Origin of the sequence: Pseudonocardia sp. CA-107938 (assembly GCF_050936315.1) — a bacterium.
Classification (GTDB): Bacteria; Actinomycetota; Actinomycetes; order Mycobacteriales; family Pseudonocardiaceae; genus Pseudonocardia.
The window spans coordinates 2461388-2482381 of sequence record NZ_JBNJNA010000001.1 but is presented as its reverse complement, the minus strand read 5'-3'; the positions used below and the strand labels follow the sequence as shown (position 1 = coordinate 2482381).

At 72.3% G+C, this 20994-nt stretch carries 24 protein-coding genes; 7 read left to right on the top strand and 17 right to left on the bottom strand.

What is annotated here, in order from left to right; translation table 11 throughout:
• Window positions 1-6 precede the first annotated feature (6 nt).
• The 3 genes from ACQEVB_RS12600 to ACQEVB_RS12590 form a co-directional block, all read right to left on the bottom strand.
• A complete protein-coding gene (locus tag ACQEVB_RS12600) occupies window positions 7-558 on the bottom strand; it encodes a PH domain-containing protein (protein WP_432969379.1) in 552 nt (183 codons plus the stop codon).
• A 2-nt stretch (window positions 559-560) separates the two neighbouring features.
• A complete protein-coding gene (locus ACQEVB_RS12595; protein ID WP_432969376.1) occupies window positions 561-812 on the bottom strand; it encodes a hypothetical protein in 252 nt (83 codons plus the stop codon).
• Between the two features lie 85 nt (window positions 813-897).
• Entirely contained in the window at window positions 898-1401 is a 504-nt protein-coding gene (locus tag ACQEVB_RS12590) for a MaoC family dehydratase (protein ID WP_432980316.1), read from the bottom strand.
• A 229-nt stretch (window positions 1402-1630) separates the two neighbouring features.
• On the opposite strand from ACQEVB_RS12590, the gene corA reads away from it, so the two are divergent.
• A complete protein-coding gene (corA, locus tag ACQEVB_RS12585) occupies window positions 1631-2719 on the top strand; it encodes a magnesium/cobalt transporter CorA (RefSeq protein WP_432969373.1) in 1089 nt (362 codons plus the stop codon).
• The gene (locus ACQEVB_RS12580) at window positions 2710-3672 is read left to right on the top strand and encodes a DUF5914 domain-containing protein (protein ID WP_432969370.1); all 963 of its coding nucleotides are present in this window, start codon (window positions 2710-2712) and stop codon (window positions 3670-3672) included. Before corA ends, ACQEVB_RS12580 begins: the two co-directional genes overlap by 10 nt.
• Here the strand turns inward: ACQEVB_RS12580 and ACQEVB_RS12575 are convergent.
• From ACQEVB_RS12575 to ACQEVB_RS12550, 6 genes are all read right to left on the bottom strand, one after another.
• Entirely contained in the window at window positions 3642-4541 is a 900-nt protein-coding gene (locus tag ACQEVB_RS12575; RefSeq protein ID WP_432969367.1) for a DMT family transporter, read from the bottom strand. The genes ACQEVB_RS12580 and ACQEVB_RS12575 overlap by 31 nt on opposite strands.
• Before the next feature lie 172 nt (window positions 4542-4713).
• Window positions 4714-5520 carry a class I SAM-dependent methyltransferase gene (locus tag ACQEVB_RS12570; protein WP_432969364.1) on the bottom strand — a complete coding sequence of 269 codons (807 nt, stop codon included), beginning with the start codon at window positions 5518-5520 and terminating at the stop codon, window positions 4714-4716.
• Entirely contained in the window at window positions 5517-6050 is a 534-nt protein-coding gene (locus ACQEVB_RS12565) for a general stress protein (protein ID WP_432969361.1), read from the bottom strand. Before ACQEVB_RS12565 ends, ACQEVB_RS12570 begins: the two co-directional genes overlap by 4 nt.
• A gap of 117 nt (window positions 6051-6167) precedes the next feature.
• Entirely contained in the window at window positions 6168-7361 is a 1194-nt protein-coding gene (locus ACQEVB_RS12560) for an acyl-CoA dehydrogenase family protein (protein WP_432969358.1), read from the bottom strand.
• A 76-nt stretch (window positions 7362-7437) separates the two neighbouring features.
• A complete protein-coding gene (locus tag ACQEVB_RS12555; protein WP_432969355.1) occupies window positions 7438-7710 on the bottom strand; it encodes a hypothetical protein in 273 nt (90 codons plus the stop codon).
• 21 nt (window positions 7711-7731) lie between these two features.
• Complete coding sequence (locus ACQEVB_RS12550) at window positions 7732-8691, bottom strand: HpcH/HpaI aldolase/citrate lyase family protein (protein WP_432969352.1); 960 nt, start codon at window positions 8689-8691, stop codon at window positions 7732-7734.
• 156 nt (window positions 8692-8847) lie between these two features.
• Here ACQEVB_RS12550 and ACQEVB_RS12545 point away from each other — a divergent pair, with 156 nt between their 5' ends.
• Both ACQEVB_RS12545 and ACQEVB_RS12540 read left to right on the top strand, forming a co-directional pair.
• A complete protein-coding gene (locus tag ACQEVB_RS12545) occupies window positions 8848-10149 on the top strand; it encodes a magnesium transporter MgtE N-terminal domain-containing protein (protein ID WP_432969349.1) in 1302 nt (433 codons plus the stop codon).
• Window positions 10142-10651 carry a DUF1003 domain-containing protein gene (locus tag ACQEVB_RS12540; RefSeq protein WP_432969346.1) on the top strand — a complete coding sequence of 170 codons (510 nt, stop codon included), beginning with the start codon at window positions 10142-10144 and terminating at the stop codon, window positions 10649-10651. The genes ACQEVB_RS12545 and ACQEVB_RS12540 overlap by 8 nt, the downstream gene beginning before the upstream one ends.
• Here ACQEVB_RS12540 and ACQEVB_RS12535 read toward each other — a convergent pair.
• Complete coding sequence (locus ACQEVB_RS12535; protein ID WP_432969344.1) at window positions 10629-11096, bottom strand: MarR family winged helix-turn-helix transcriptional regulator; 468 nt, start codon at window positions 11094-11096, stop codon at window positions 10629-10631. The two genes, ACQEVB_RS12540 and ACQEVB_RS12535, sit on opposite strands and share 23 nt — an antisense overlap.
• A 125-nt stretch (window positions 11097-11221) precedes the next feature.
• On the opposite strand from ACQEVB_RS12535, the gene ACQEVB_RS12530 reads away from it, so the two are divergent.
• Window positions 11222-12367: an Mrp/NBP35 family ATP-binding protein gene (locus ACQEVB_RS12530; RefSeq protein WP_432969341.1), complete on the top strand. Its 1146-nt coding sequence runs from the start codon at window positions 11222-11224 to the stop codon at window positions 12365-12367.
• 69 nt (window positions 12368-12436) lie between these two features.
• Here ACQEVB_RS12530 and ACQEVB_RS12525 read toward each other — a convergent pair whose 3' ends face one another.
• The 5 genes from ACQEVB_RS12525 to ACQEVB_RS12505 all read right to left on the bottom strand — a co-directional run bounded on the left by ACQEVB_RS12525 (window position 12437) and on the right by ACQEVB_RS12505 (window position 16528).
• Window positions 12437-13681, bottom strand: coding sequence for an aspartate aminotransferase family protein (locus ACQEVB_RS12525; RefSeq protein WP_432969338.1), 1245 nt, complete (start codon window positions 13679-13681; stop codon window positions 12437-12439).
• Between the two features lie 162 nt (window positions 13682-13843).
• Complete coding sequence (locus tag ACQEVB_RS12520) at window positions 13844-14542, bottom strand: GntR family transcriptional regulator (RefSeq protein WP_432969335.1); 699 nt, start codon at window positions 14540-14542, stop codon at window positions 13844-13846.
• Entirely contained in the window at window positions 14539-15252 is a 714-nt protein-coding gene (locus tag ACQEVB_RS12515) for a maleate cis-trans isomerase family protein (RefSeq protein WP_432969332.1), read from the bottom strand. The genes ACQEVB_RS12520 and ACQEVB_RS12515 overlap by 4 nt, the downstream gene beginning before the upstream one ends.
• Window positions 15249-16037, bottom strand: coding sequence for a maleate cis-trans isomerase family protein (locus ACQEVB_RS12510; protein WP_432969329.1), 789 nt, complete (start codon window positions 16035-16037; stop codon window positions 15249-15251). The genes ACQEVB_RS12515 and ACQEVB_RS12510 overlap by 4 nt, the downstream gene beginning before the upstream one ends.
• Window positions 16038-16042: 5 nt before the next feature.
• Window positions 16043-16528 carry a DUF3830 family protein gene (locus ACQEVB_RS12505; protein ID WP_432969326.1) on the bottom strand — a complete coding sequence of 162 codons (486 nt, stop codon included), beginning with the start codon at window positions 16526-16528 and terminating at the stop codon, window positions 16043-16045.
• Between the two features lie 119 nt (window positions 16529-16647).
• Here ACQEVB_RS12505 and ACQEVB_RS12500 point away from each other — a divergent pair, with 119 nt between their 5' ends.
• Window positions 16648-17598, top strand: coding sequence for a D-2-hydroxyacid dehydrogenase (locus ACQEVB_RS12500; protein WP_432969323.1), 951 nt, complete (start codon window positions 16648-16650; stop codon window positions 17596-17598).
• Window positions 17595-18992 carry an amidase gene (locus ACQEVB_RS12495; protein WP_432969320.1) on the top strand — a complete coding sequence of 466 codons (1398 nt, stop codon included), beginning with the start codon at window positions 17595-17597 and terminating at the stop codon, window positions 18990-18992. Before ACQEVB_RS12500 ends, ACQEVB_RS12495 begins: the two co-directional genes overlap by 4 nt.
• 15 nt (window positions 18993-19007) lie before the next feature.
• On the opposite strand, the gene tatB is transcribed toward ACQEVB_RS12495, so the two are convergent.
• Both tatB and ACQEVB_RS12485 read right to left on the bottom strand, forming a co-directional pair.
• Window positions 19008-19397 (bottom strand): Sec-independent protein translocase protein TatB, encoded by a 390-nt coding sequence (gene tatB / locus ACQEVB_RS12490; RefSeq protein WP_432969317.1) that lies wholly within the window; start codon window positions 19395-19397, stop codon window positions 19008-19010.
• A gap of 9 nt (window positions 19398-19406) precedes the next feature.
• Window positions 19407-20975 carry a S1C family serine protease gene (locus ACQEVB_RS12485; RefSeq protein WP_432969314.1) on the bottom strand — a complete coding sequence of 523 codons (1569 nt, stop codon included), beginning with the start codon at window positions 20973-20975 and terminating at the stop codon, window positions 19407-19409.
• Between the last annotated feature and the right edge of the window lie 19 nt (window positions 20976-20994).

Genomic DNA, 20994 nt, shown 5'->3' with positions numbered 1-20994 from the left:
ACGGGGTCAGCGGCGCCAGCGCGGGCGGGCCAGCATGCCCGTCGCGCGCGTCTTGCCCTTCTCCCCGAACACCAGCTCGGAGAGCGCCTCGTAGATCTCCTCCGGGCGCGGCATGTAGTCGATGCGGTTGAGCGCCTGGATCTGCCCCGCCGACTCGACGATGAGCGTGCCGTAGCCGAGCATGCGCCCGCCAAGGCTCCGCTCGAACGTCAGGTCGGTGACCTTGCCGAGCGGCATCATGCCGACCTTGTGGACGATGATCCCCTGGGCGAGCATCACGCGCTTGTCGGTGATCACGATCCGCTCGATCCACCACAGGATCGTCAGCACGGTGAACCGGAGCACCGCCACGAGCGCCAGGTAGAACGTGACGTTGTCGATGAGGAAGTCGGCCGTGGTGCTGTTGGTCTGCGCGAACCGCTCGACGAGCACGCAGCCGAGCAGGAAGAGCGCCGTCTGCAGCAGCGGCTTGGACATGAAGGCCCAGTGCTGCCGCACGCGGATGACCCGCCGCTCCGTGGGGAGCAGGTACTCGTCGATCTCCCGCGGAGCGAGCACCGTCAGACGATGGAGGTGATGAAGGCGACGACCTGTTCAGCGCCGTCGCGCAGCAACCCGAGACCGTTGGTGACGAGATTGCCGGCAGTCTGCGGTCGGGTGAACACGAAGAACAGAGCAAGTGCCACCACGATGAGAGTGAGCAGCTTCTTCAAGTCCACTAGACCGCCGTTCGCCGTAGGGGGATCAAACCCTCGTACGTTGCTTTGTACCGCATGTCCGGGGTCGATGGTATCCGGCACGCGGACCCGCATCGGGCACTTCGAAGAAGTCAGGAACACGCACGGCGACGCGTGACTGCTCCGCTGGGGTGATGCTCCAAGTGGAGCATGACGCAGATCACTCCGCGGGCGTCGGCCGCCCCGGCTGCTCGCCGCCGCGCGCCTCGCCGTAGGACAGCTTCGGCACCATGACCTTGCGGCGGAACGTGCACACGACCGTGCCGTCCTGCTTGTAGCCACGGGTCTCGACGTAGACGACGCCGCGGTCGTCCTTCGACTTCGACGGCGTCTTGTCGAGCACCTCCGTCTCGCCGTAGATGGTGTCGCCGTGGAAGGTCGGTTTGGTGTGTTTGAGCGATTCGACCTCGAGGTTGGCGATCGCCTTGCCCGAAACGTCCGGCACCGACATTCCGAGCAACAACGAGTAGATGTAGTTGCCGACCACGACGTTCTGCTTGAAGTCGGTGGTCTGCTCTGCGTAGTGCGCGTCCATGTGCAGCGGATGGTGGTTCATGGTGAGCAGGCAGAACAGGTGGTCGTCGTACTCGGTGACCGTCTTGCCGGGCCAGTGCTTGTACACGGCGCCGACCTCGAACTCCTCGTAGTACCGGCCGAACTGCAACGCTCTCGCCTCCATCGCCGAGTTATCAGTCGTTGGCGTAATCTAACCGGTGGTTCTACCCAGGACGAGGAGGTGAGCGCGGTGCCACAGGCACCCGGATGCAGTAGTCGCCGCGTTCCCGGTCCGGCGGTTCACCAAGGCTGCTGAGCTTCATCCGTCGGGGACGCACGGTCCACCGTTCTCGCGCACCCGTGTGTGGTGCGCGCCCCGACGCATGGAGGTGTGCCCCGTGCCGCACCTGTCCGCACTCCGCCCGGCCGCGCTCCGCGGCCGCACCACCAACACCCGGCCGCTGCTGCCGAAGCTGCGCGTACCGATCTCGGCGTACATCGTCGACTGCGCCGTGTACGTCGACGGCCACCGGCTGCCCGGCCGCTGGACCCACGACGGCGCCATCACCGAGGTGCGCCGCCGCGGCGAGGGCTTCGTCTGGATCGGGCTCCACGAGCCCGACGAGGAGCAGATCACGGGCATCGCCGACGTGTTCCAGCTCCACGAGCTGGCCGTCGAGGACGCCGTCCAGGCGCACCAGCGGCCCAAGCTGGAGCGCTACGACGACACGCTGTTCATGGTGCTCAAGACCGTCTGCTACCTCGGCAACTCCGCCCCGAAGGCCGAGCACGAGATCGTCGAGACGGGCGAGGTCATGGCGTTCATCGGCGCCGACTTCGTGATCACCGTCCGGCACGGCGACCACAACGGGCTGCACGACGTGCGCCGCAGGCTCGAGGACGACCCCGAGCAGCTCGCACTCGGCCCGGCCGCTGTGCTGCACGCGATCGCCGACCGCGTCGTCGACACCTACCTCGAGGTCACCGAGGCGATCGAGGACGACATCGAGGAGATGGAGCGGAAGGTCTTCGAGCCGCGGTCGGCGATGGACGCCGAGCAGATCTACGTCCTCAAGCGCGAGGTGCTCGAGCTGCGGCGCGCCGTGGTGCCGCTCGGTGCGCCGGTGCGCAAGCTCACCGAGGGCTACAGCTCGCTGGTGCCGCACGAGGTGCGGCAGTACTTCCGCGACGTCGACGACCACCTGGTCACCGCCACCGAGCGCATCGCGGGCTTCAACGAGCTGCTCACCACGCTGGTCGACGCCGTGCTGGCGAAGATCACCATGCGGCAGAACAACGACATGCGGAAGATCTCGGCATGGGTCGCGATCATCTCGGTGCCGACGATGATCGCCGGGATCTACGGGATGAACTTCGACAACATCCCGGAGCTGCACTGGGCGGCCGGCTACTACGTCGTCCTGGGTGTCACCGTGGTGCTGTGTCTGGCCCTCTTCAGGATCTTCCGCCGCAACGAATGGCTCTGACGCCGTTCCAGTTCCTGCGCCGCAGCCGGTGGGCGGAGCAGGAGCCGAGTTGGCGCGACGCGGCGCCGGCGCGGATCGAGGCCGCGCTGCGCGTCGCGCTCGCCCGCCCGTCGGGCGGCTGGTTCGTGCTGTGCGCCGGCGCGGACGTCCAGGCGGGACGGGTGTTCGCCCGCACCGTCGCCGGGCGCGAGGTGGTGGCCTGGCGCGGACCCGACGGCGCCGTGCACGCCGGGCCCGGCGCCTGCCCGCACCTCGGGGCGCCGCTCGCCGACGCCGCGGTGCACTGCGGGGCACTGGTGTGCCGCTGGCACGGGCTCGCGCTGGGGCCCGAGGGTCGGCCCGGCTGGCGCGTCCTGCCCGTCCACGACGACGGGCTGCTCGTGTGGGTGCGGCTCGACGACCTGGCCGACAGCCCGGTCAGCGAGCTCCCGCACGTCGGCCCGCGCCCGCCCGCCGAGCACAGCGTCGGGGCCGTGGCCACGATGATCGGCCGGTGCATGCCCGAGGACGTGCTGGCCAACCGGCTCGATCCCTGGCACGGGGTGTGGCTGCACCCGTACTCGTTCGCGGAGCTGGCGGTCACCGACCTCGGCACCGAGAAGTTCCGGCTCGAGGTCACCTACGCCGTCGGCCGCCGGATCGGCCTGCCCGTCGTCGCCGAGTTCTCCTGCCCCGACCCGCGCACGATCACCATGGAGATCGTCGACGGGGAGGGCGCGGGCAGCGTCGTCGAGACCCACGCCACCCCGCTCGGCGACGGGCCGGACGGGCTGCCGCGCACGGCCGTCATCGAGGCCGTGGTGGCGCACTCCGCGCGGAAGGGCTTCGGGCGGGCCGTGCAGGCGGCCGCCGCGCTGCGCCCGGCGATGCGGTACGCGGCGCGGCGGCTGTGGCGCGACGACCTCGCCTACGCCGAGCGGCGCTACGCGGTGCGCTCCGGCGCCGTCCGGTAGCCGTCGCCGGCGACGACCAGCACCGCGCAGCACAGGACGGCCGCCCCGACCCAGCCGAGCAGGCCCAACCGGTCGCCGAGCACCACGGCGGCCAGCACGGCCGCGGTCAGCGGTTCCAGCAGCGACAGCACCGCCCCCACACCGGCCGGTGCGGTGCGCAGGCCACCGAGGTAGGCGGTGTAGGCCAGCGCCGTCGGTACCACGGCGAACAGGGCGAGCAGCAGCACCGCCTGCGGCGACGGTGCGAACCCGAGCCCTCCCGGCACCAGCGCCGCCACGGGCAGCAAGAGCGCCCCGCCGACGACGAACGCCGGCCCGATCGTCGCTGCGGCGTCCAGCCCGTCGACCGGACGCGCCGACAGCACCGTCACGACGGCGAACGCGCAGCCGGCCGCGACCGCGGCGAGCAAGCCGGGCCCCGGATCACCGGCCGGCCCGACGAGCAGCGCAAGGCCCGTCACCGCAGCGGCGGCCCCGAGCACCGAGCGGGCACCGATCCGCCGCAGCCGCCCCAACCGCTCGATCACGAGCACCGCCACCGGGGCTACCCCGATCGTGACCAGCGTGGCGAGGCTCAACGACGTCGTCGTGACGGCGACGAAGTAGCCGGACTGGAACACCGCGGCGAGCAGGCCGACGGCCAGCACCCGCGACCAGGCGCCCCGGGTTCGCGGGATGCGGCCGGTGGCGAGGAGGGGCCCGCACAGCAGCAGGCCACCCAGCGCGAGGCGGTAGCCGGCCACGGCGACCGCGGACAGCCCGGTCGCGGCGGCCAGCGCCTGACCGAGCAGGCCACCGGTGCCCCACAGCACACCGGCGAGGACGAGGAGGGGCACGCCGGAACCGGCGCGCCCGAAGGAGACGTGCATGGAAGAGCACTCCTGAGGACTCCGAAGCGGACGCGGAGGAGCGCGGAGTCCCGTGCGGTGCACGACGAACCGGACGCACGGTGCGTCCGGTCGAGGGAGGCGCGCTCCTTAGGAGGCGCGCGGGGGCGGAGTGCTGAGGAACGTCCGGTGCACGGGACCGACGCTAGTGCGGCTACTTCGTCAGGTCCAGGCCGGACGGTGGGGTGGGGGCGTCGTTGCCGAAGCCCTTCGGCTGCTCGTCCTCCTCGGTACCGGGCGGACGGCGGCCCAGGAAGGTGTGCACGATGTGCTGCTGCCAACCAGGCATGGTCTGGTGCAGGACGTCGACGAAGCCGCAGGCGCGCATGCGGGTGGCCAGTGCCTCGACGCCGTCGAAGTCGAGGACGCTGCGCCACAGGTAGCGGTAGAGGCCGGCGTCGCCGGTGCGGAGCTTGGCCATCGGGATGATGACGCCCCAGCTCACGATCGTCCACACGAGCCTGCTGCGGCCGGAGTCGCGCACCGAGTACTCGTGCACGCAGAGCGGCGCGCCCGGCCTGAGCAGGCCGTAGAAGGCGCGCAGCGCGGCGTTCGGGTCCTCCACGTTGCGCAGCAGGTAGGCGGCCATGATGCCGTCGAACGGGCCGGTGACGGACCGTTCCAGGTCCTCGACGTCGCCCTGCACGAACTGCACCTTGCCGGTCCAGGTCTTGCGGCGGGCCTGGGCGAGCATCTCGCCGGACGCGTCGACGGCGACGATCTCGGCTTCCGGCGCCGCGTCGAGCAGGGCCGCGGTGGAGGCACCGGTGCCGCAGCCGATGTCGAGCAGCCGCAGCCCCGCCCCACCGCCGGGGATCCCCATGCGGCGGGCGGAGAAGCGCAGGTGCTCGTGGTAGCCCTTGTCGGCACCGACCATCCGGTCGTACGACCGCGCCTGCGCGTCGAACGACTTGATCAAGCTGGTCGCATCGACCCGCTTGCCGGCGCCGCGCCGGGTCACGCCGGGGACGTCCCCGTGCCGCTCGTGCCCATGGCGAGCTTCGCCAGCAGCTCGCGCGCCTTCTCGGCGTTGCGCGGCTGGCACAGCACGTCGTAGCGGCCGGCCACCATCTGGCTGGCGGAGGTGAAGTCGCGGCGTCCGCGGGTCGCGCCGTAGCCGACGGCCGCGAAGACCACACCGAAGACCACACCGCTGACCAGACCGACCAGCACCGGACCGAGCGCCGGGCCCGTCGGCGTGAAGAACGCGAGCAGGAGGCCGACGAACAACCCGAACCACGCGCCGGACAGCGCACCCGACATGAGCACCCGACCCCAGGTCAGCCGGCCGATCACGCGCTCGACGAGCATCAGGTCGACGCCCACGATCGTGACGTCGCGGACCGGGAAGTCGGAGTCGGCCAGGTGGTCGACGGCGCGCTGCGCCTCCTCGTAGGTGGCGTAGGAACCGACGGGCCAACCGGTGGGCGGGGTGGGCAGGCTGGGCAGCCCGGGCGCGGGGCGTCCAGCACCGCCGAACGGTGTGGTCACGGGTATCTCCTAGGACGTCGGTCAGACCGCATCGTGTTCACGGTCGTCTGTCCTGTCAACGTCCAACACCCCGACGTGGTGCCGCAAAGCACGCACGTCACAACCCGGACGAGCCGGTCAGCGAGCCTTGTACTCCCGCAGCAGACCCCGGCTGATGATCGTCTTCTGGATCTCGGACGTGCCCTCGCCGATCAGCAGGAACGGCGCCTCGCGCATCAGGCGCTCGATCTCGTACTCCTTGGAGTAGCCGTAGCCGCCGTGGATGCGGAACGCCTCCTGGGTGACCTCGGCGCAGTACTCGCTGGCGATGAGCTTGGCCATGCCGGCCTCGACGTCGTTGCGCTCGCCGCGGTCCTTCAGGCGCGCGGCGTTGACCATCATCAGGTGCGCGGCCTCGACCTTCGTGGCCATCTCGGCCAGCTTGAACGCGATGGCCTGGTGCTCCGCGATCGGCTTGCCGAACGTGCTCCGCTGCTGCGCGTACTCCACGGCCAGCTCGAACGCGCGGATCGAGATGCCGCACGCGCGTGCGGCCACGTTCACCCGGCCGACCTCGACGCCGTCCATCATCTGGGCGAACCCGCCGCCGCGCTTGCCGCCGAGGATCTGGTCGGCGGCGATGCGGTGGCCCTTGAACACCATCTCGGTGGTGTCGACGCCCTTGTAGCCCATCTTGTCGATCTTCCCGGGGATGATCACGCCGGGGACGACCTCGCCGTAGCCGACGGGCTTCTCCACCAGGAACGTCGTGAGGTTCTGGTAGGGCTTCGGCTGGCCCTCGTCGGTCTTCACCAGCACCGCGGTGAGGGTGGACGTGCCGCCGTTGGTGAGCCACATCTTGGCGCCGTCGATGACGAACTCGTCGCCGTCCTGCACGGCCTTCGTCTTGATCGCGGCGACGTCGGATCCGAGGTCGGGCTCCGACATCGAGAACGAGCCGCGCACGTTCCCCTCGGCCATGCCGGGCAGGTACTTCCGCTTCTGCTCGTCGGTGCCGTGCTGCATGAGCATGTACGCGACGATGAAGTGGGTGTTGATCACGCCGGACACGCTCATCCAGCCGCGCGCGATCTGCTCGACGACCAGCGCGTAGGTCAGCAGCGACTCGCCGAGCCCGCCGTACTCCTCCGGGATGGTGAGCCCGAACAGGCCCATCTCCTTCATCCCGTCGACGATGTCCTGCGGGTACTCGTCGGCGTGCTCCAGCGCCGTGGCGTGCGGGATGATCTCCTTGTCCACGAACGTCCTGACGGTGGACAGGATCTCCTGCTGGATCTCGGTCAGACCGGCGGTCTGGGCGAGCTTTGCCATCGTTCCTCCCGGCGCTGGGTACTGATGGGCCAGTATCGCGGTGCTTGGCATATCTAGCAGTGCAGAGTGAAGGTTCTCACCCGGGAAGCGGCTCGTCCTCCAGCCAGACGCCGACGCGGAAGTGGTGGTCCTGCGTCCGGCCGCGCACGACGACGAGGAACTCGTCGTCGTCGCGGCGGTGCACGGTCCGCTTCCGCACCGACATCGGGTGCTCCGGCACGTGCCGGTGGGCCAGCTCGCGGGCGCGCCGGCAGGCCGCCTCGCGCTCGGGCACCGCCTCCAGACGCGACAGCTGCCAGCGCCGCCCGTCGCCGAAGCCGACCAGTTCCTCGACGATCACCGACCACATGCGGTGATCATCGCAGCCGGGTCACTCCTCGGGGGCGGTCCAGACGTCCTTGCGCTGCAGCCCCGCTGCGCGGCCCTTGCCGGAGATCACCAGCGCCATCTTGCGGCTGGCCTCGTCGATCATCTCGTCGCCGAGCATCGCCGAGCCCTTCTTGCCGCCCTTCTCCGAGGTGAAGTACTCGTAGGCGTCGAGGATGTTCTCGGCGTGGTCGTAGTCCTCCTGCGACGGGCTGAAGGTCTCGTTGGCGGCGTCGATCTGGCCGGGGTGCAGCACCCACTTGCCGTCGTAGCCGAGGGCGGCGGCGCGGCCGGCGACCCGCCGGAAGCCGTCGACGTCGCGGATCTGCAGGTAGGGGCCGTCGATGGCCTGCTTGTCGTGGGCCCGCGCGGCCATGAGGATCGACATCAGGATGTGGTGGTAGGCGTCGCCCACGTCGTATCCGGGCGGCTGCTCCCCCACGACCAGCGACTTCATGTTGATCGACGCCATGAAGTCGGCCGGACCGAAGATGATCGTCTCCACGCGCGCCGACGCGGTGGCGATCGCCTCCACGTTCAGCAGGCCCTTGGCGTTCTCGATCTGGGCCTCGATCGCGATCCTGCCGACCTCGTAGCCCATCGTCTTCTCGATCTGGGTGAGCAGCAGGTCCAGCGCGACGACCTGCTCGGCCGTCTGCACCTTCGGCAGCATGATCGCGTCGAGGTTGGCGCCGGCGCCCTCGACGACCTCGGTGACGTCGCGGTAGGTCCACTCGGTGGTCCAGTCGTTCACGCGGACCACGCGGATCTTGCCGTCCCAGCCGCCCTCGTTCAGCGCCTGGACGATCGTCTTGCGCGCGCCCGGCTTGGCCAGCGGCGCGCAGGCGTCCTCGAGGTCGAGGAAGACCTGGTCGGGGTTGAGTGTGCGGGCCTTGTCGATGAACTTCTGGCTCGAACCCGGGACGGCGAGGCACGAACGGCGGGGACGGAGCTGGGAGGTCACGGGCGACTCCTCGTTGAGATCGAGCAGAGGCGGGCTGGCTCGGGCCCGATGGTGGCACGCCGTGCCACTGAACGGGACCCGGGGTGATTGGTTTCTCACCCACGCGAGGTCGCGGCGGCAACACCGGCAACACGTCGATCGCAATAGGCTCTTCGCATGGGCGGCGAGCGGGTCTTCGTGGCGCCGATGGTGGGCCTGCCGATCGTGGGGCCCGACGGCGAGCGCATCGGCAAGGTGCGCGACCTCGTCGCATCCCTGCGGGTGGACACCCATCCACCGCGGGTGCTGGGCGTGGTGTGCGAGCTGGCGACCCGTCGGCGGATCTTCATACCGATGCTGCGCGTGGCCGGGGTCGACCCGAGCGCCGTCACGCTCACCACCGGCTCGGTGAGCCTGCGCGGCTTCACCCAGCGCCCCAACGAGACGCTGGTCGTCGGCCAGCTGATCGACGCGCGCGTGCAGCTGACGGAGTCCGGCGAGCAGGTCGTGGTCGTCGACGCCGCGATCGAGCAGACGCGTTCACGGGACTGGGTCATCGGACGGCTGGCCGTCCGCGCACGCCGCACCGGGCTCACCCGGCGCGGCCAGGTGCAGGTGGTGCACTGGAGCGCCGTCACCGGCCTGACGTTGACCGACCGGCAGGGCACCGCCGGCCTGCTCGCGGTCTTCGAGACGATGCGCCCTGCCGACGTAGCCGCCGCGCTGTCGGAGCTGCCGGAGAAGCGGCAGTTCGAGGTCGTCGACGCGCTCGACGACGAGCGGCTGGCCGACGTGTTCGAGGAGCTGCCCGACTCCGACCAGCAGGTCCTCATCGCGCACCTCGACGCCGAGCGGGCCGCCGACGTGCTGGAGGCGATGTCGCCCGACGACGCCGCAGACCTGCTGGGCGAGCTGACCGACGCCGAGCGCGAGCACCTGCTCGAGCGCATGGAGCCGGCCGAGTCCGCTCCCCTGCGCCGCCTGCTGTCCTACTCCTCCGACACCGCGGGCGGTCTCATGACCCCGGAGCCGATCATCCTGCGGCCCGACGCCACGGTCGCCGAGGCGCTGGCCAGGGTGCGCAACCCCGACCTCGGGCCGGCGATCGCCAGCATGGTGTTCGTCTGCCGCCCGCCGAGCGAGACCCCGACCGGCCGCTACCTGGGCTGCGTGCACACCCAGCGGCTGCTGCGCGAGGCCCCGTTCGACCTGGTCGCGGGCATCGTCGACGCCGACCTCGCCCGGCTCTCCCCGGACGCGTCGCTCGCCGAGATCACCCGCTACTTCGCCACCTACAACCTGGTCGCCGGCCCGGTCGTGGACGCGGAGGACCACCTGCTCGGCGCCGTCACCGTCGACGACGTGCTCGACCACCTGCTGCCCGACGACTGGCGCGAGCAGCTGCCCGAGGACGACGACCCCACCGGCGAGCTGGACATCCGGGAGATCACCGCAGCACTGGAGGGCCCGGATGCCTGAGGCCGGCCGTCGGCGGCTCGACCAGCCCCGCGCGGGCGGCGCCCGCTGGGAGATCGATCCCGACAGCTTCGCGCGCTTCTCCGAGCGCATCGCCCGGTTCCTCGGCACCGGCCGGTTCCTCGCGATCCAGACGGTGATCGTCGTCGCGTGGATCGCGTTGAACGTGGTGCTCGCCGTGCAGGACCGGTGGGACCCCTACCCGTTCATCCTGCTCAACCTGGCCTTCTCCACCCAGGCCGCGTACGCCGCGCCGCTGATCCTGCTCGCGCAGAACCGGCAGGACGACCGCGACCGCGTGGCGCTGGAGGAGGACCGGGTGCGGGCGGAGCGCACGAAGGCCGACACCGAGTACCTGGCCCGCGAGCTCGCGGCGCTGCGGCTGGCCGTCGGGGACATGGCCAGCCGCGACTACCTGCGCGGGGAGCTCGACAAGCTCGCCGAGCGGCTGGGGGCCGCCGAGCGCCCGCGCGGCGGGAAGGTCAGAGGCTCAGGCGGCGGCTGATCCCCTCGAGCGCCTCCAGCGCCTGCGGGTCGAGCCGCGTCACGAAGTGCCGCTGCACACCGGTCAGGTGCACCCGCGACGCGGTGCGCAGGCGGGCGAACCCGGCGTCGGTGAGCCTGGCCGCGACCCCGCGCCCGTCGGACTCGACGGGGCAGCGGGAGACCAAGCCCATCCGCTCCAGCCGGTCGACCAACCGCGTCACCCCGGACCGCGACAGCAGCACTGCGTCGGCCAGCTCGGTCATCCGCAGGCGCCGGTCGGGGGCCTCGGCGAGCTGCACCAGCACGTCGTACGAGGCGAGGGAGAGCTTCTCCGCCGCCTCCAGCTCGTTCTCCAGCGCGCGCGTGATCGTCGCGTGCGCGCGCAGGAACCAGCGCCACGTCGCCAGCTCGTCCGCCGTCGGTGTCCGCCGCTCCCCGACCACCCGGTCCGCTACCTCTGTCACCCTGAGTCCACCCTCTCCGCGTAGGGGCGAGTCCCCCCGGACCCACGTCACCCCTGATGCTACGGACGCCGGGGCACATCTGGCACAGACGTAACATGGAGCGCGACCGCAACCGGAAGGCACGGATGTCCACCACCGACAACCCGACCGGCCTCGAGCGGGCGGTGCACGCGGCACTCGCCACGGTCGAGGACCCCGAGATCCACAAGCCGATCACCGACCTCGGCATGGTCAAATCCGTGGCCGTCGCCGGCGGGATCGCCCAGGTCGGGGTCTACCTCACCGTGGCCGGCTGCCCCATGCGCGACACCATCACCAAGCGCGTCACCGACGCCGTGTCGCGGATCGACGGTATCGCCGAGGTGCGCGTCGAGCTCGACGTGATGAGCGACGAGCAGCGCACCGAGCTGCGCCGCAGCCTGCGCGGCGACAGCGCCGAACCGGTCATCCCGTTCGCCCAGCCCGGCTCGCTGACCAGGGTGTTCTGCGTCGCGTCGGGCAAGGGCGGGGTCGGCAAGTCGTCGGTCACGGTGAACCTGGCGGCCGCGCTGGCCGCGCGCGGGCTCTCCGTCGGGGTCGTCGACGCCGACATCTACGGGCACTCGATCCCGCGCATGCTCGGCTGCAGCGACCGGCCCACCAAGGTCGACAACATGATCATGCCGCCGCAGGCGCACGGCGTGAAGCTGATCTCGATCGGCATGTTCACCGCCGGCAACGACGCGGTGGTGTGGCGCGGCCCGATGCTGCACCGGGCGCTGCAGCAGTTCCTCGCCGACGTGTACTGGGGCGACCTGGACGTGCTGCTGCTCGACCTGCCGCCCGGCACCGGCGACATCGCCATCTCCACGGCGCAGCTCGTGCCCAACGCGGAGCTGCTCGTCGTCACCACGCCGCAGATGGCCGCCGCCGAGGTGGCCGAGCGGGCCGGCTCGATCGCGCTGCAGACCCGGCAGCGGCTCGCCGGCGTCGTCGAGAACATGTCGTGGATGGAGCTGCCCGACGGCTCCCGCATGGAGGTCTTCGGCGCGGGCGGCGGCCAGACGGTGGCCGACTCGCTCACCCGTGCGCTCGGCGCGCCCGTCCCGCTGCTGGGGCAGGTGCCGCTGGAGCCGAAGCTGCGCGAGTGCGGCGACGAGGGCACCCCGGTCGTACTGGCGGCACCGGAGTCGGCCAGCGGCGCGGCGCTGAAGAAGATCGCCGACGGCCTGGCCACCCGCGCCCGGGGCCTGGCCGGCATGTCATTGGGGATCAGCCCCGTCCGCAGGTAGACGTCACACACGCAGTAGGGGCCTCACACATGCTGCAGCATGTGTGAGGCCCCTACTCGCTGTGTGAGCTCAGCCGGCCACGGCCGAGCGCCACAGGGCGACCGCGTCGTCGACCTGCTCCGCCGTGACGATCAGCGGCGGGATCATGCGGACCACGTTGCCCGTCGCGCCGCACGTGAGCAGCAGCAGGCCCAGCTCGGCGGCCCGGGCGTGCGCCGCGGCCGCGGCCTTCGGGTCCGGCGCGCCGTCGGGCGTGCAGAACTCGTTGCCGACCATCAGACCCAGCCCGCGCACGTCGGCGATGCCGGGGTGGTCGGCGGCGACCTTGCGCAGGCCCTCCAGCAGCCGGGTGCCCTGCTCGGCGGCGTTGGCGACGAGCCCCTCCTCCTCGATGACGTCGAGGGTGGCGAGTGCGGCGGCGCACGCCACGGCGTTGCCGCCGTACGTGCCGCCCTGCGAGCCGGGCCGCGCCTTCGCCATCAGCTCGGCCGACGCGGCGATGCCGGAGAGCGGGAACCCGCTGGCCAGGCCCTTGGCCGTGATCAGGATGTCGGGCGTGACCGACGAGTGCTGGTGGCCCCAGAACAAGCCCGTGCGGCCGAAGCCGGTCTGCACCTCGTCGGCGATCAGCAGGATGCCGTGCGCGTCGGCGCGCTCGCGCAGCCCTTCGAGGAACGCGGGTGGCGTCGGCACGTAGCCGCCCTCGCCCAGGACGGGCTCGATGATGAACGCCGCCACGTCGGCGGCCGGCGCGGCGGTGATGAGCAGCCGGTCGAGCTCGCGCAGCGCGAACGCGACCGTCTCCTCCTCGCTCCACCCGTACCGGAACGCGTACGGGAACGGCGCGAACTCCACGCCACCCATCAGCGGCCCGTTCCCCGAACGGATCTTCGCCCCCGACGACGTGAGCGCGGCAGCGCCCATCGTGCGGCCGTGGAACCCGCCGTCGAACGCGACGACGAGGGGGCGGCCCGTCGCGTGCCGGGCCAGCCGCACCGACGCCTCGACGGCCTCGCTGCCGGAGTTGAGGAAGAACACGCTGTCCAGCGTGGGTGGCAGCACGTCGCCCAGCCGCTCGGCGAGCCGCAGCAGCGGCTGGTGCATGACGGTCGTGTACTGGCCGTGGATCAGCGTCGCGACCTGCTCCTGCGCGGCCGCGACGACCTTCGGGTGGCAGTGCCCGGTGCTGGTGACGCCGATGCCCGCGGTGAAGTCGAGGTGGCGGCGCCCGTCGGTGTCGTACAGGTAGGCGCCCTCGCCTCGGGCGACCTGCACGGGGGTCGCCTGCAGCAGGACCGGGGACAGCGAGGCCATGAACACTCCAAGGTTGTCGGATTGTCGACAATCAAAGGGAAGCACGCCCCCTGGCCCGGTGCAAGGCCCCACCCCCGATGCGTCGAGAACGAAGTTGTGGTGATCAACAGGGCGATTTGATCACCACAACTTCGTTCTCGACGGGGAACCGTGGCGGGCGGCTCAGGCCGGGATGCTCGGCGCCGGCGGCACCGGGGGGACGGCGTGCGGGGCGAGGATGCGTTCCACCGCGTCGGCCATGTGCGCCTCCAGCACCGTGGCGAAGCGGTTGGGGTCGCCCGTGCGCAGGGCGTCGAGCAGCTCGCGGTGCTCGGCGATCAGCGCCGGCGCGGGCGGCGCGGTCTGCTGCAGCGCCGCCAGGCACATCCGGGTCTCGACGAGCAACCCGTCGGCCATGCGCTGCAGCCGCGGGCTGCCCGACGCGGCGACGAGCTCGGCGTGGAAGGCCTGGTCGGCGTCGGCCAGCGCCATCGGGTCGCCCGCGACGGCCTCCATGTGCGCGAGCGCCGCCGCGAGCCGCAGCGCCGCCGACGCCCGGTCGCTGCCGATGATCAGCATGCCGGCGGCGCCCTCGACGGCGGTCCGCGCGGTGTAGACGTCGCGGACGTCGGCGGCGTCGAGGTCGCGCACGAAGATGCCGCGGTTGCGCTCGCTGCGCAGCAGCCCTTCCGCGACGAGCCGCTGCATCGCCTCGCGCAGCGGGCCGCGGCTCACGCCGAGCCGGTTGGCCAGCTCCACCTCGCCGAGCTGGGTGCCCGGCGTGAGCACGCCGCGCATGATCGCGTCGCGGATCCGGTCGGCGACGATCGCGGCGGTCGACCGCTGCTCGACGGGCTCGATCCCCGACAGGTCCATCGTCATGCCGCCCGGAACAGGGCTCCGAGGCCGCTCCGCGGTGCCGCGCCCCCCGACAGGCGCAGCCCCTGCCAGACGCTCACCTGGTTCGCGGTGAGCACCGGCTTGCCGACCCGCTCCTCCAGCGCGTCGAGCAGGCCGATCGTGTGCAGCGCGGTGTCGGGGAGCAGCACGGCCTGCGCCTCCGGGTGGTCGACGGCGGCGGCGAACTCGACCACGGCGTCGCGGTCGAGGGTGCCGACCTCGGCGGCCGTGACGATGCCCTTCGCCGAGAGCACCAGCACCTCGACGCCTGCCTTCGCCAGGAACGCCACGAACCGCTCGGCGACGTCGTCGGGGTAGGTGGCGCCGACCGCGACCCGGGAGATCCCCAGGTACGCGCACGCGTCGGTGAACGCGAACGACGTGCTCGACGCCGGCACGCCCGCGACCTGCCCCAACGCCGCGACCTGCGCCGCCGCGCCGTCCCAGCCGAACACGAAGCTGCCGGACGTGCACGCCCACACGACGGCGTCGAGCGGCTGCGGCAGCGCCCGCACCCCGGCCGCGAGGACGTCGTCGCCGCCGATGTCGAGGAGCGCGTCGACGCGGTGGGCGTCCTCGCGCATCTCGGTGTGCACGAGCGGCAGCCGCGGCCCGTCCAGCAACTGCTCGGCGAGCGGGTAGTCGTCCTCGGCGGAGAAGCCGGGGTAGAGGATGCCGACGGTCGGGCTCATGCTGCTCCTGGGTTGGTGTCGGGCGCGTGCGGCGTGGACACGGAGGTGGGGTGGCGCAGGAGCGCCCCGCCGCCGACCGCGGAGCGGCCGAGCGCGCGCAGGGCGGCCCACATGGTGACCTGGTTGGCCGTGATGACCGGCTTGCCCAGCGCCGCTTCGAGCCCCTCGATCAGGTCGTAGGTCGGGAGGTTCGTGCAGCTGATGAAGAGCGCTTCGGCGTCGTCGCTGTCGGCCGCGTTGACGATCTCGACGACCTGCTCGTGCCGGACCCGCCAGATGTTGCCCAGCAGGCCGAGCCCTTCACACGCCACGGTGCGCACGCCGTGCTCGGCGAGGAACCCGACGAGCCGGTCGGTGACCGGCTGCACGTACGGCGTCGCGACCGCGATCCGGTTGACCCCCAGCACGGACAGCGCGTCGATCAGGGCCCCTGACGTGGTGCAGGCGGCCGGCGCACCCGCGTCGACCATCGAGCGGCGCAGCACGAGCTCCCCGGCCGCGCCGTCGACGAAGCTGCCGGACGTGCACGCGTAGGCGACCACCCCCGGCTCGGGCGTGAGCACGTCGCGGGTGGCCCGCCGGACGGCCTTGCGGTCGCCGCACGCCACTGCCATCTGCACGGTCATCGGCGTGGTGAAGAACGGCAGCCGCGTCAGGTAGAGGGAGACGTCCTCCGGCACCCAGCGCCACAGCTCGCGGTCGAGCGCGAAGTCGAACGGTGCGACCACCCCGATGCCCTGGTGCTGGGGCTCCTGAGCCTGGCCGACCGACAGCTCGGTGGGCATGGCCCCTACTCGGCGCGGGAGTACACGAGGCGCTCGCCGACACTGCCCGAGCGCCACACGTCGTGGCAGGCCTCGGCCATCGTGGACAGGCCCTCGACGATCGTCGCGAAGACGTTGCCGGGCACCCAGCCCACGTCGCCGTTGATCAGCAGGTTGTTGCGGCCGTAGAAGATCGCGAGGTCGATGCCGCCGGACTCGGCGTCGATGCCCTGGTCGGCCTTGAACGCCGTGTCGAGCATGCCGCCGTGGAAGTCGAACGCGCACACGTCACCCGGGATCGGGGTGACGGTGGGGTTCTCCTGGCCGAGCGCCGCGAACCGCGGGACGATCGTGTAGACCTCGTTGCGCGCGTACTTGGCGTGCTGCGCGTCGCCGCCGAGCGGCAGGGCCGCCCAGACCGCCGCGCAGGTGCGCGGCGCCTCCTTCTCGAGGAGTTCGGCCACGCACGAGACGCCCCGGCGCTCCAGGGCGATGCGGATGAGTTTCGACATGAGGGCGAGTACCTCCGGCGTCGACGTCGAACACCGCTGCGACGCGGATTGTTGACAATCATACGAGCGGTTCCTAGCGTGTCAATCACCGGCCCGCGCCGTTCGAAGGGATCTCCCGCTTGCCTGTTTCCGCAGCTCAGCGGCATGATCCGCAGGTCACGGTGCTGCACGGCGACCATCTGCCGGACGGGCTGGACCTCGGCGACGCGCGCTTCGCGGACTCGGCCGAATCGCTGGTCGCGGCGCTGCCCGGCAGCGAGGTGCTGCTCGTCTGGGACTTCCTCTCCGACGCCGTCCGCGACGCGTGGCCGGCCGCCGACACGAGCGCGCTGCGCTGGGTGCACACCGCCAGCGCCGGGGTGGACCGGCTGACCTTCCCCGGGCTGGTCGACGCCGGTATCACCGTGACCAACTCGCGCGGCGTGTTCGACGTCCCGATCGCCGAGTACGTGCTCGGGCTCGTCCTCGCGCAGGCCAAGGACCTCGCCCGCACGCTCGCGCTGCAGGGCGGTCGCGAGTGGCGCCACCGGGAGACCGAGCGGGTCGCCGGGCGCCGCGCCGTCGTCGTCGGTGGCGGGCCGATCGGCGCGGCGATCGCCGGCCACCTGCGCGCCGTCGGGATGCAGGTCGACGTCGTGGGTCGACGGGAGTTCCCCGACCTGCCGCAGCTCCTGCCGCAGGCGGCGTGGCTGGTGCTCGCCGTTCCCCTCACCGAGGCCACGCGCGGCATGCTCGACGCGGCCGCACTCGCCCTGCTGCCGCCGCAGGCGCGCGTCGTCAACGTCGGGCGGGGCGCCCTCGTCGTCGAGGACGACCTGGTGGCGGCCCTGCGGGAGGGGCGCATCGCCGGAGCGGCCCTGGACGTGTTCGCGACCGAACCGCTGCCCGCCTCGTCGCCGCTGTGGGAGCTGCCCGGGGTGATCGTCTCGCCGCACATGTCCGGCGACGTCGCCGGCTGGCGCGCCGAACTGGCCGAGATCTTCGCCGCCAACCTCGCGCGGTACCGGGCGGGCGAACCGCTCGCCAACGTCGTGGACATGCAACTCGGATACGTGAGAGGCCCATCATGAACCCCGCGGATCTGACCGCTGTGGACCTGCTCGCGGGCTACCGCTCGGGCGACCTCTCCCCCGTCGAGGCCACGCAGGCCGCGCTGGACCGGATCGACGCCCACGACGCCGCCGTCAACGCGTTCTGCCTGCGCGACGACGACGCCGCGCTGGCCGCGGCGAAGGAGTCGGCGGGCCGCTGGCAGGCCGGTGCGCCGCAGGGCCCGCTGGACGGCGTGCCGATCTCGATCAAGGACATCCTCTACACCGCCGGACGGCCGACGCTGCGTGGCTCGCACACGATCGACCCGGCCGGCCCGTGGTCCGACGACGCGCCTGCCGTCGCCCGCGTGCGCGCGGCCGGGGCCGTGATCATCGGCAAGACCACGACGCCGGAGTACGGCTGGAAGGGCGTCACCGACTCCCCGCTCACCGGCGCCACAGGCAACCCGTGGGACCCGACGCGCACGGCCGGCGGCTCGTCCGGCGGCAGCGCGGCCGCGGTCGCGCTCGGCATGGGCCCGCTGTCGGTCGGCACCGACGGCGGCGGCTCGGTGCGCATCCCGGCCGGCTTCACCGCCACCACCACGATCAAGCCCACGTACGGCCGGGTGCCGGCGTGGCCGGCGAGCCCCTACGGCGGGCTCGCGCACCTCGGCCCGATGACCCGCACGGCCGCCGACGCCGCGCTGCTGCTCGACGTGCTCTCCGGCTTCGACGACCGCGACCCGTGGGCGCTTCCGGCGGTGGCCGATGCCGAGGCGGCCATCGGCTCGGCGATCGCCGGCACGCGCATCGCGGTGAGCACGACGCTGGGCTACGTCGACGTCGACCCGGAGGTCGCGGCCGCGTTCGCCGCCGCCGTCGAGGTGTTCACGTCGCTCGGTGCGCACGTCGAGGAGGTCGACCCGGGGTTCGGCGACCCCATCGCGGCGTTCGAGACGCTGTGGTTCTCCGGCGCGGCGAAGGCGCTGGAGCACATCGGGCCGGAGCAGCGGGCCCGCATGGACCCCGGGCTCGTCGAGATCGCCGAGCAGGGCGCGCGCTACTCGGCCGTCGACTACCTGCGGGCCATGGCCGCGCGCAACGAGCTCGGCATCCACATGGGCGCCTTCCACACCCGCTACGACCTGCTCCTCACCCCGACGCTGCCGATCACCGCGTTCGAGATCGGGCTGGAGGTGCCGCCCGGCTGGCCGCACCGGCGTTGGATGACGTGGACGCCGTTCAGCTACCCGTTCAACATCACCCAGCAGCCGGCCGCCAGCGTCCCCTGCGGGTTCTCCCGCGCCGGGCTGCCGATCGGGCTGCAGCTCGTCGGCCCCCGGCACGCCGACGCGGCCGTGCTCGCCGCCGCGCACGCCTACCAGCAGGTCACCGACTGGCACACCCGCCGGCCGCCCTTGCTGGGGTGATCTGCAGCCGGCAGGTCAGGTGGCGTCCGGGTCGATCGGCGGGCGCTCGTTCGGGGCGAGGGCCTCGTCGACCGGCGGGGCCGGGGGCTTGGTCAGGTTCGGGCCCGGTGTGTGCCCGTTCGGCTTGACCGCAGGCGGCTCGTCGTCGAACAGGCTGCGCTGCAGCGCGCTGCGCGGGTTGAAGTCGCGCAGGCCGCGCAGCTCTTCGAGGGGTTTGCGCAGCTCGTCGAACTCGGGGCCGAGCTCGTTGCGCAGCTGGTCGCGCGCTCCGGTGGCGTACTCGCGGACCTGCCGGATCGTCTTGCCCAGCCACGCCGCAGCGGACGGCAGCCGCTCCGGGCCGAGGATGAACAGCCCGGCCACGATCAGGACCAGGATCTCGCCCCAACCGACGCTGTCGAACATGCCGCCAGCCTAGTCCGTGCCCAGGACGACGGTGACGGTGAGCGGCCGCCCGTCCCGCACGAGCTGCACGGGCACGCTGTCGCCGGGGTTGCGCTCGCGCACCGCGACGACCAGCTCGTCCGCCCCCGCGATCGGCCGATCCCCCACCTTCACGATCACGTCGCCCTCCACGATGCCGGCCGCGGCGGCCGCGCCGCCCTGGGTGACGTTCTGCACCTGGGCGCCGTCGGTGGTGCCGTCGCTGACCGAGCGCGTGGCCAGCCCGATCTCGGCGTGCTTCACCGAGCCGCCGCGGATCAGCTCGTCGGCGATCTCGCGGGCGTCGTCGATCGGGATGGCGAAACCGAGCCCGATCGAGCCGCCGCTGTCGCCGCTGCCGCGGATGGCGGTGTTGATGCCGACGACCGCCCCCGTCGAGTCGACGAGCGGGCCACCGGAGTTGCCCGGGTTGATGGCGGCGTCGGTCTGCACGGCGTCGATGACGGCGTTGGTGTCGGTGCCCTCGCCGGACAGCCGCACCGGCCGGTTCAGTGCGCTCACGATGCCCGTGGTGACCGTGCTGGCCAGGCCCAGAGGGGAACCGATGGCGATCACCGCGTCGCCGACGGCGAGCGACTTCGACGAGCCGATGGTGGCCACCACCGGGTTCGCCACCTCGACCTTGACGACGGCCAGGTCGGTCTTGGGGTCGCGCCCGACGATGCGCACCGGCACGCGCGTGCCGTCGGTGAACACGCCCTCGATCTCCGCGCCCTGTGCGGAGGCCGCCGCGGACACGACGTGGTTGTTGGTGAGCACGTAGCCCTTAGGGTCGATGACGACCCCGGACCCCGTGCCGCCGGTGGTGCCCACCCGCGTCTCGATCGAGATGACGGCGGGAACGACCCGCTTGGCGATGTCGGCCACCGACCCGGGCGGGCGTTCCTTGGCCGCGTCGACCTGCGTGATCGACGGGTCGGACGAGGTCAGGCTGCCGGCGCCCTCCGCCGTGTAGCGGCCGACGAGACCGCCGACCGCGCCGACGGCCAGCGCGAGCACCGCGAGCAGGGCCAGCGCCCGGGGCTGGACACGGTCGCCGAAGAGCACCTCGCGCATGCTGAGCCGGGCACCCGGCTGCGGCGCCGGGCCCGTAGCCGGGCGGTCGGCCTCCGCAGGTGGCGGGCCCAAGGTGGCCCCCGCGTCGGGGTCGCGCCACGGGTCGGCCTCCGCCGAGCCGTCCCAGAACGGGTCGGGGGCACCGTTCCGCTCGGGACGCTTCGCCGGCGGGCGCTGGAGCGAGTCGGTGCCACCGCCCGGGCGGCTGAACGCGGCGGCCAGCGCGGCCGGTGCGGCACTCGTCGCGCGCGGCACCGTGAACGGCTGCGCGGCCCGATCCGCCTCGAACGCTCCCGCCACGCCGTCGGGCCGGCCGAAGGCGGCGGCGACCGCGGGATCGACGGCGGGCCGGGCCAGCGGGCGCGGACCCAGCCGTGGCGGGCCGGACCCGTTGCTGGTGGCGACCGGGTGGCCGTTGCCGCCTGCCGTCGGGACCTGAGGCGGGTCGGACGGCGGGGCCACCACGGGCTCACGATCGGTCATCGCGGCGCAACGCTCCTGA

What these genes read in the sequence shown, in the direction of transcription:
- ACQEVB_RS12515 (WP_432969332.1), bottom strand. Translation starts at nt 15,252, where the DNA reads ATGAGCCCGACCGTCGGCATCCTCTACCCCGGCTTCTCCGCCGAGGAC.
- ACQEVB_RS12575 (WP_432969367.1), bottom strand. Translation starts at nt 4,541, where the DNA reads ATGCACGTCTCCTTCGGGCGCGCCGGTTCCGGCGTGCCCCTCCTCGTC.
- ACQEVB_RS12485 (WP_432969314.1), bottom strand. Translation starts at nt 20,975, where the DNA reads ATGACCGATCGTGAGCCCGTGGTGGCCCCGCCGTCCGACCCGCCTCAG.
- ACQEVB_RS12510 (WP_432969329.1), bottom strand. Translation starts at nt 16,037, where the DNA reads ATGCCCACCGAGCTGTCGGTCGGCCAGGCTCAGGAGCCCCAGCACCAG.
- ACQEVB_RS12555 (WP_432969355.1), bottom strand. Translation starts at nt 7,710, where the DNA reads ATGTGGTCGGTGATCGTCGAGGAACTGGTCGGCTTCGGCGACGGGCGG.
- ACQEVB_RS12530 (WP_432969341.1), top strand. Translation starts at nt 11,222, where the DNA reads ATGTCCACCACCGACAACCCGACCGGCCTCGAGCGGGCGGTGCACGCG.
- ACQEVB_RS12540 (WP_432969346.1), top strand. Translation starts at nt 10,142, where the DNA reads ATGCCTGAGGCCGGCCGTCGGCGGCTCGACCAGCCCCGCGCGGGCGGC.
- ACQEVB_RS12560 (WP_432969358.1), bottom strand. Translation starts at nt 7,361, where the DNA reads ATGGCAAAGCTCGCCCAGACCGCCGGTCTGACCGAGATCCAGCAGGAG.
- ACQEVB_RS12525 (WP_432969338.1), bottom strand. Translation starts at nt 13,681, where the DNA reads ATGGCCTCGCTGTCCCCGGTCCTGCTGCAGGCGACCCCCGTGCAGGTC.
- ACQEVB_RS12520 (WP_432969335.1), bottom strand. Translation starts at nt 14,542, where the DNA reads ATGACGATGGACCTGTCGGGGATCGAGCCCGTCGAGCAGCGGTCGACC.
- ACQEVB_RS12595 (WP_432969376.1), bottom strand. Translation starts at nt 812, where the DNA reads ATGCGGGTCCGCGTGCCGGATACCATCGACCCCGGACATGCGGTACAA.
- ACQEVB_RS12495 (WP_432969320.1), top strand. Translation starts at nt 17,595, where the DNA reads ATGAACCCCGCGGATCTGACCGCTGTGGACCTGCTCGCGGGCTACCGC.
- ACQEVB_RS12580 (WP_432969370.1), top strand. Translation starts at nt 2,710, where the DNA reads ATGGCTCTGACGCCGTTCCAGTTCCTGCGCCGCAGCCGGTGGGCGGAG.
- tatB (WP_432969317.1), bottom strand. Translation starts at nt 19,397, where the DNA reads ATGTTCGACAGCGTCGGTTGGGGCGAGATCCTGGTCCTGATCGTGGCC.
- ACQEVB_RS12505 (WP_432969326.1), bottom strand. Translation starts at nt 16,528, where the DNA reads ATGTCGAAACTCATCCGCATCGCCCTGGAGCGCCGGGGCGTCTCGTGC.
- ACQEVB_RS12545 (WP_432969349.1), top strand. Translation starts at nt 8,848, where the DNA reads ATGGGCGGCGAGCGGGTCTTCGTGGCGCCGATGGTGGGCCTGCCGATC.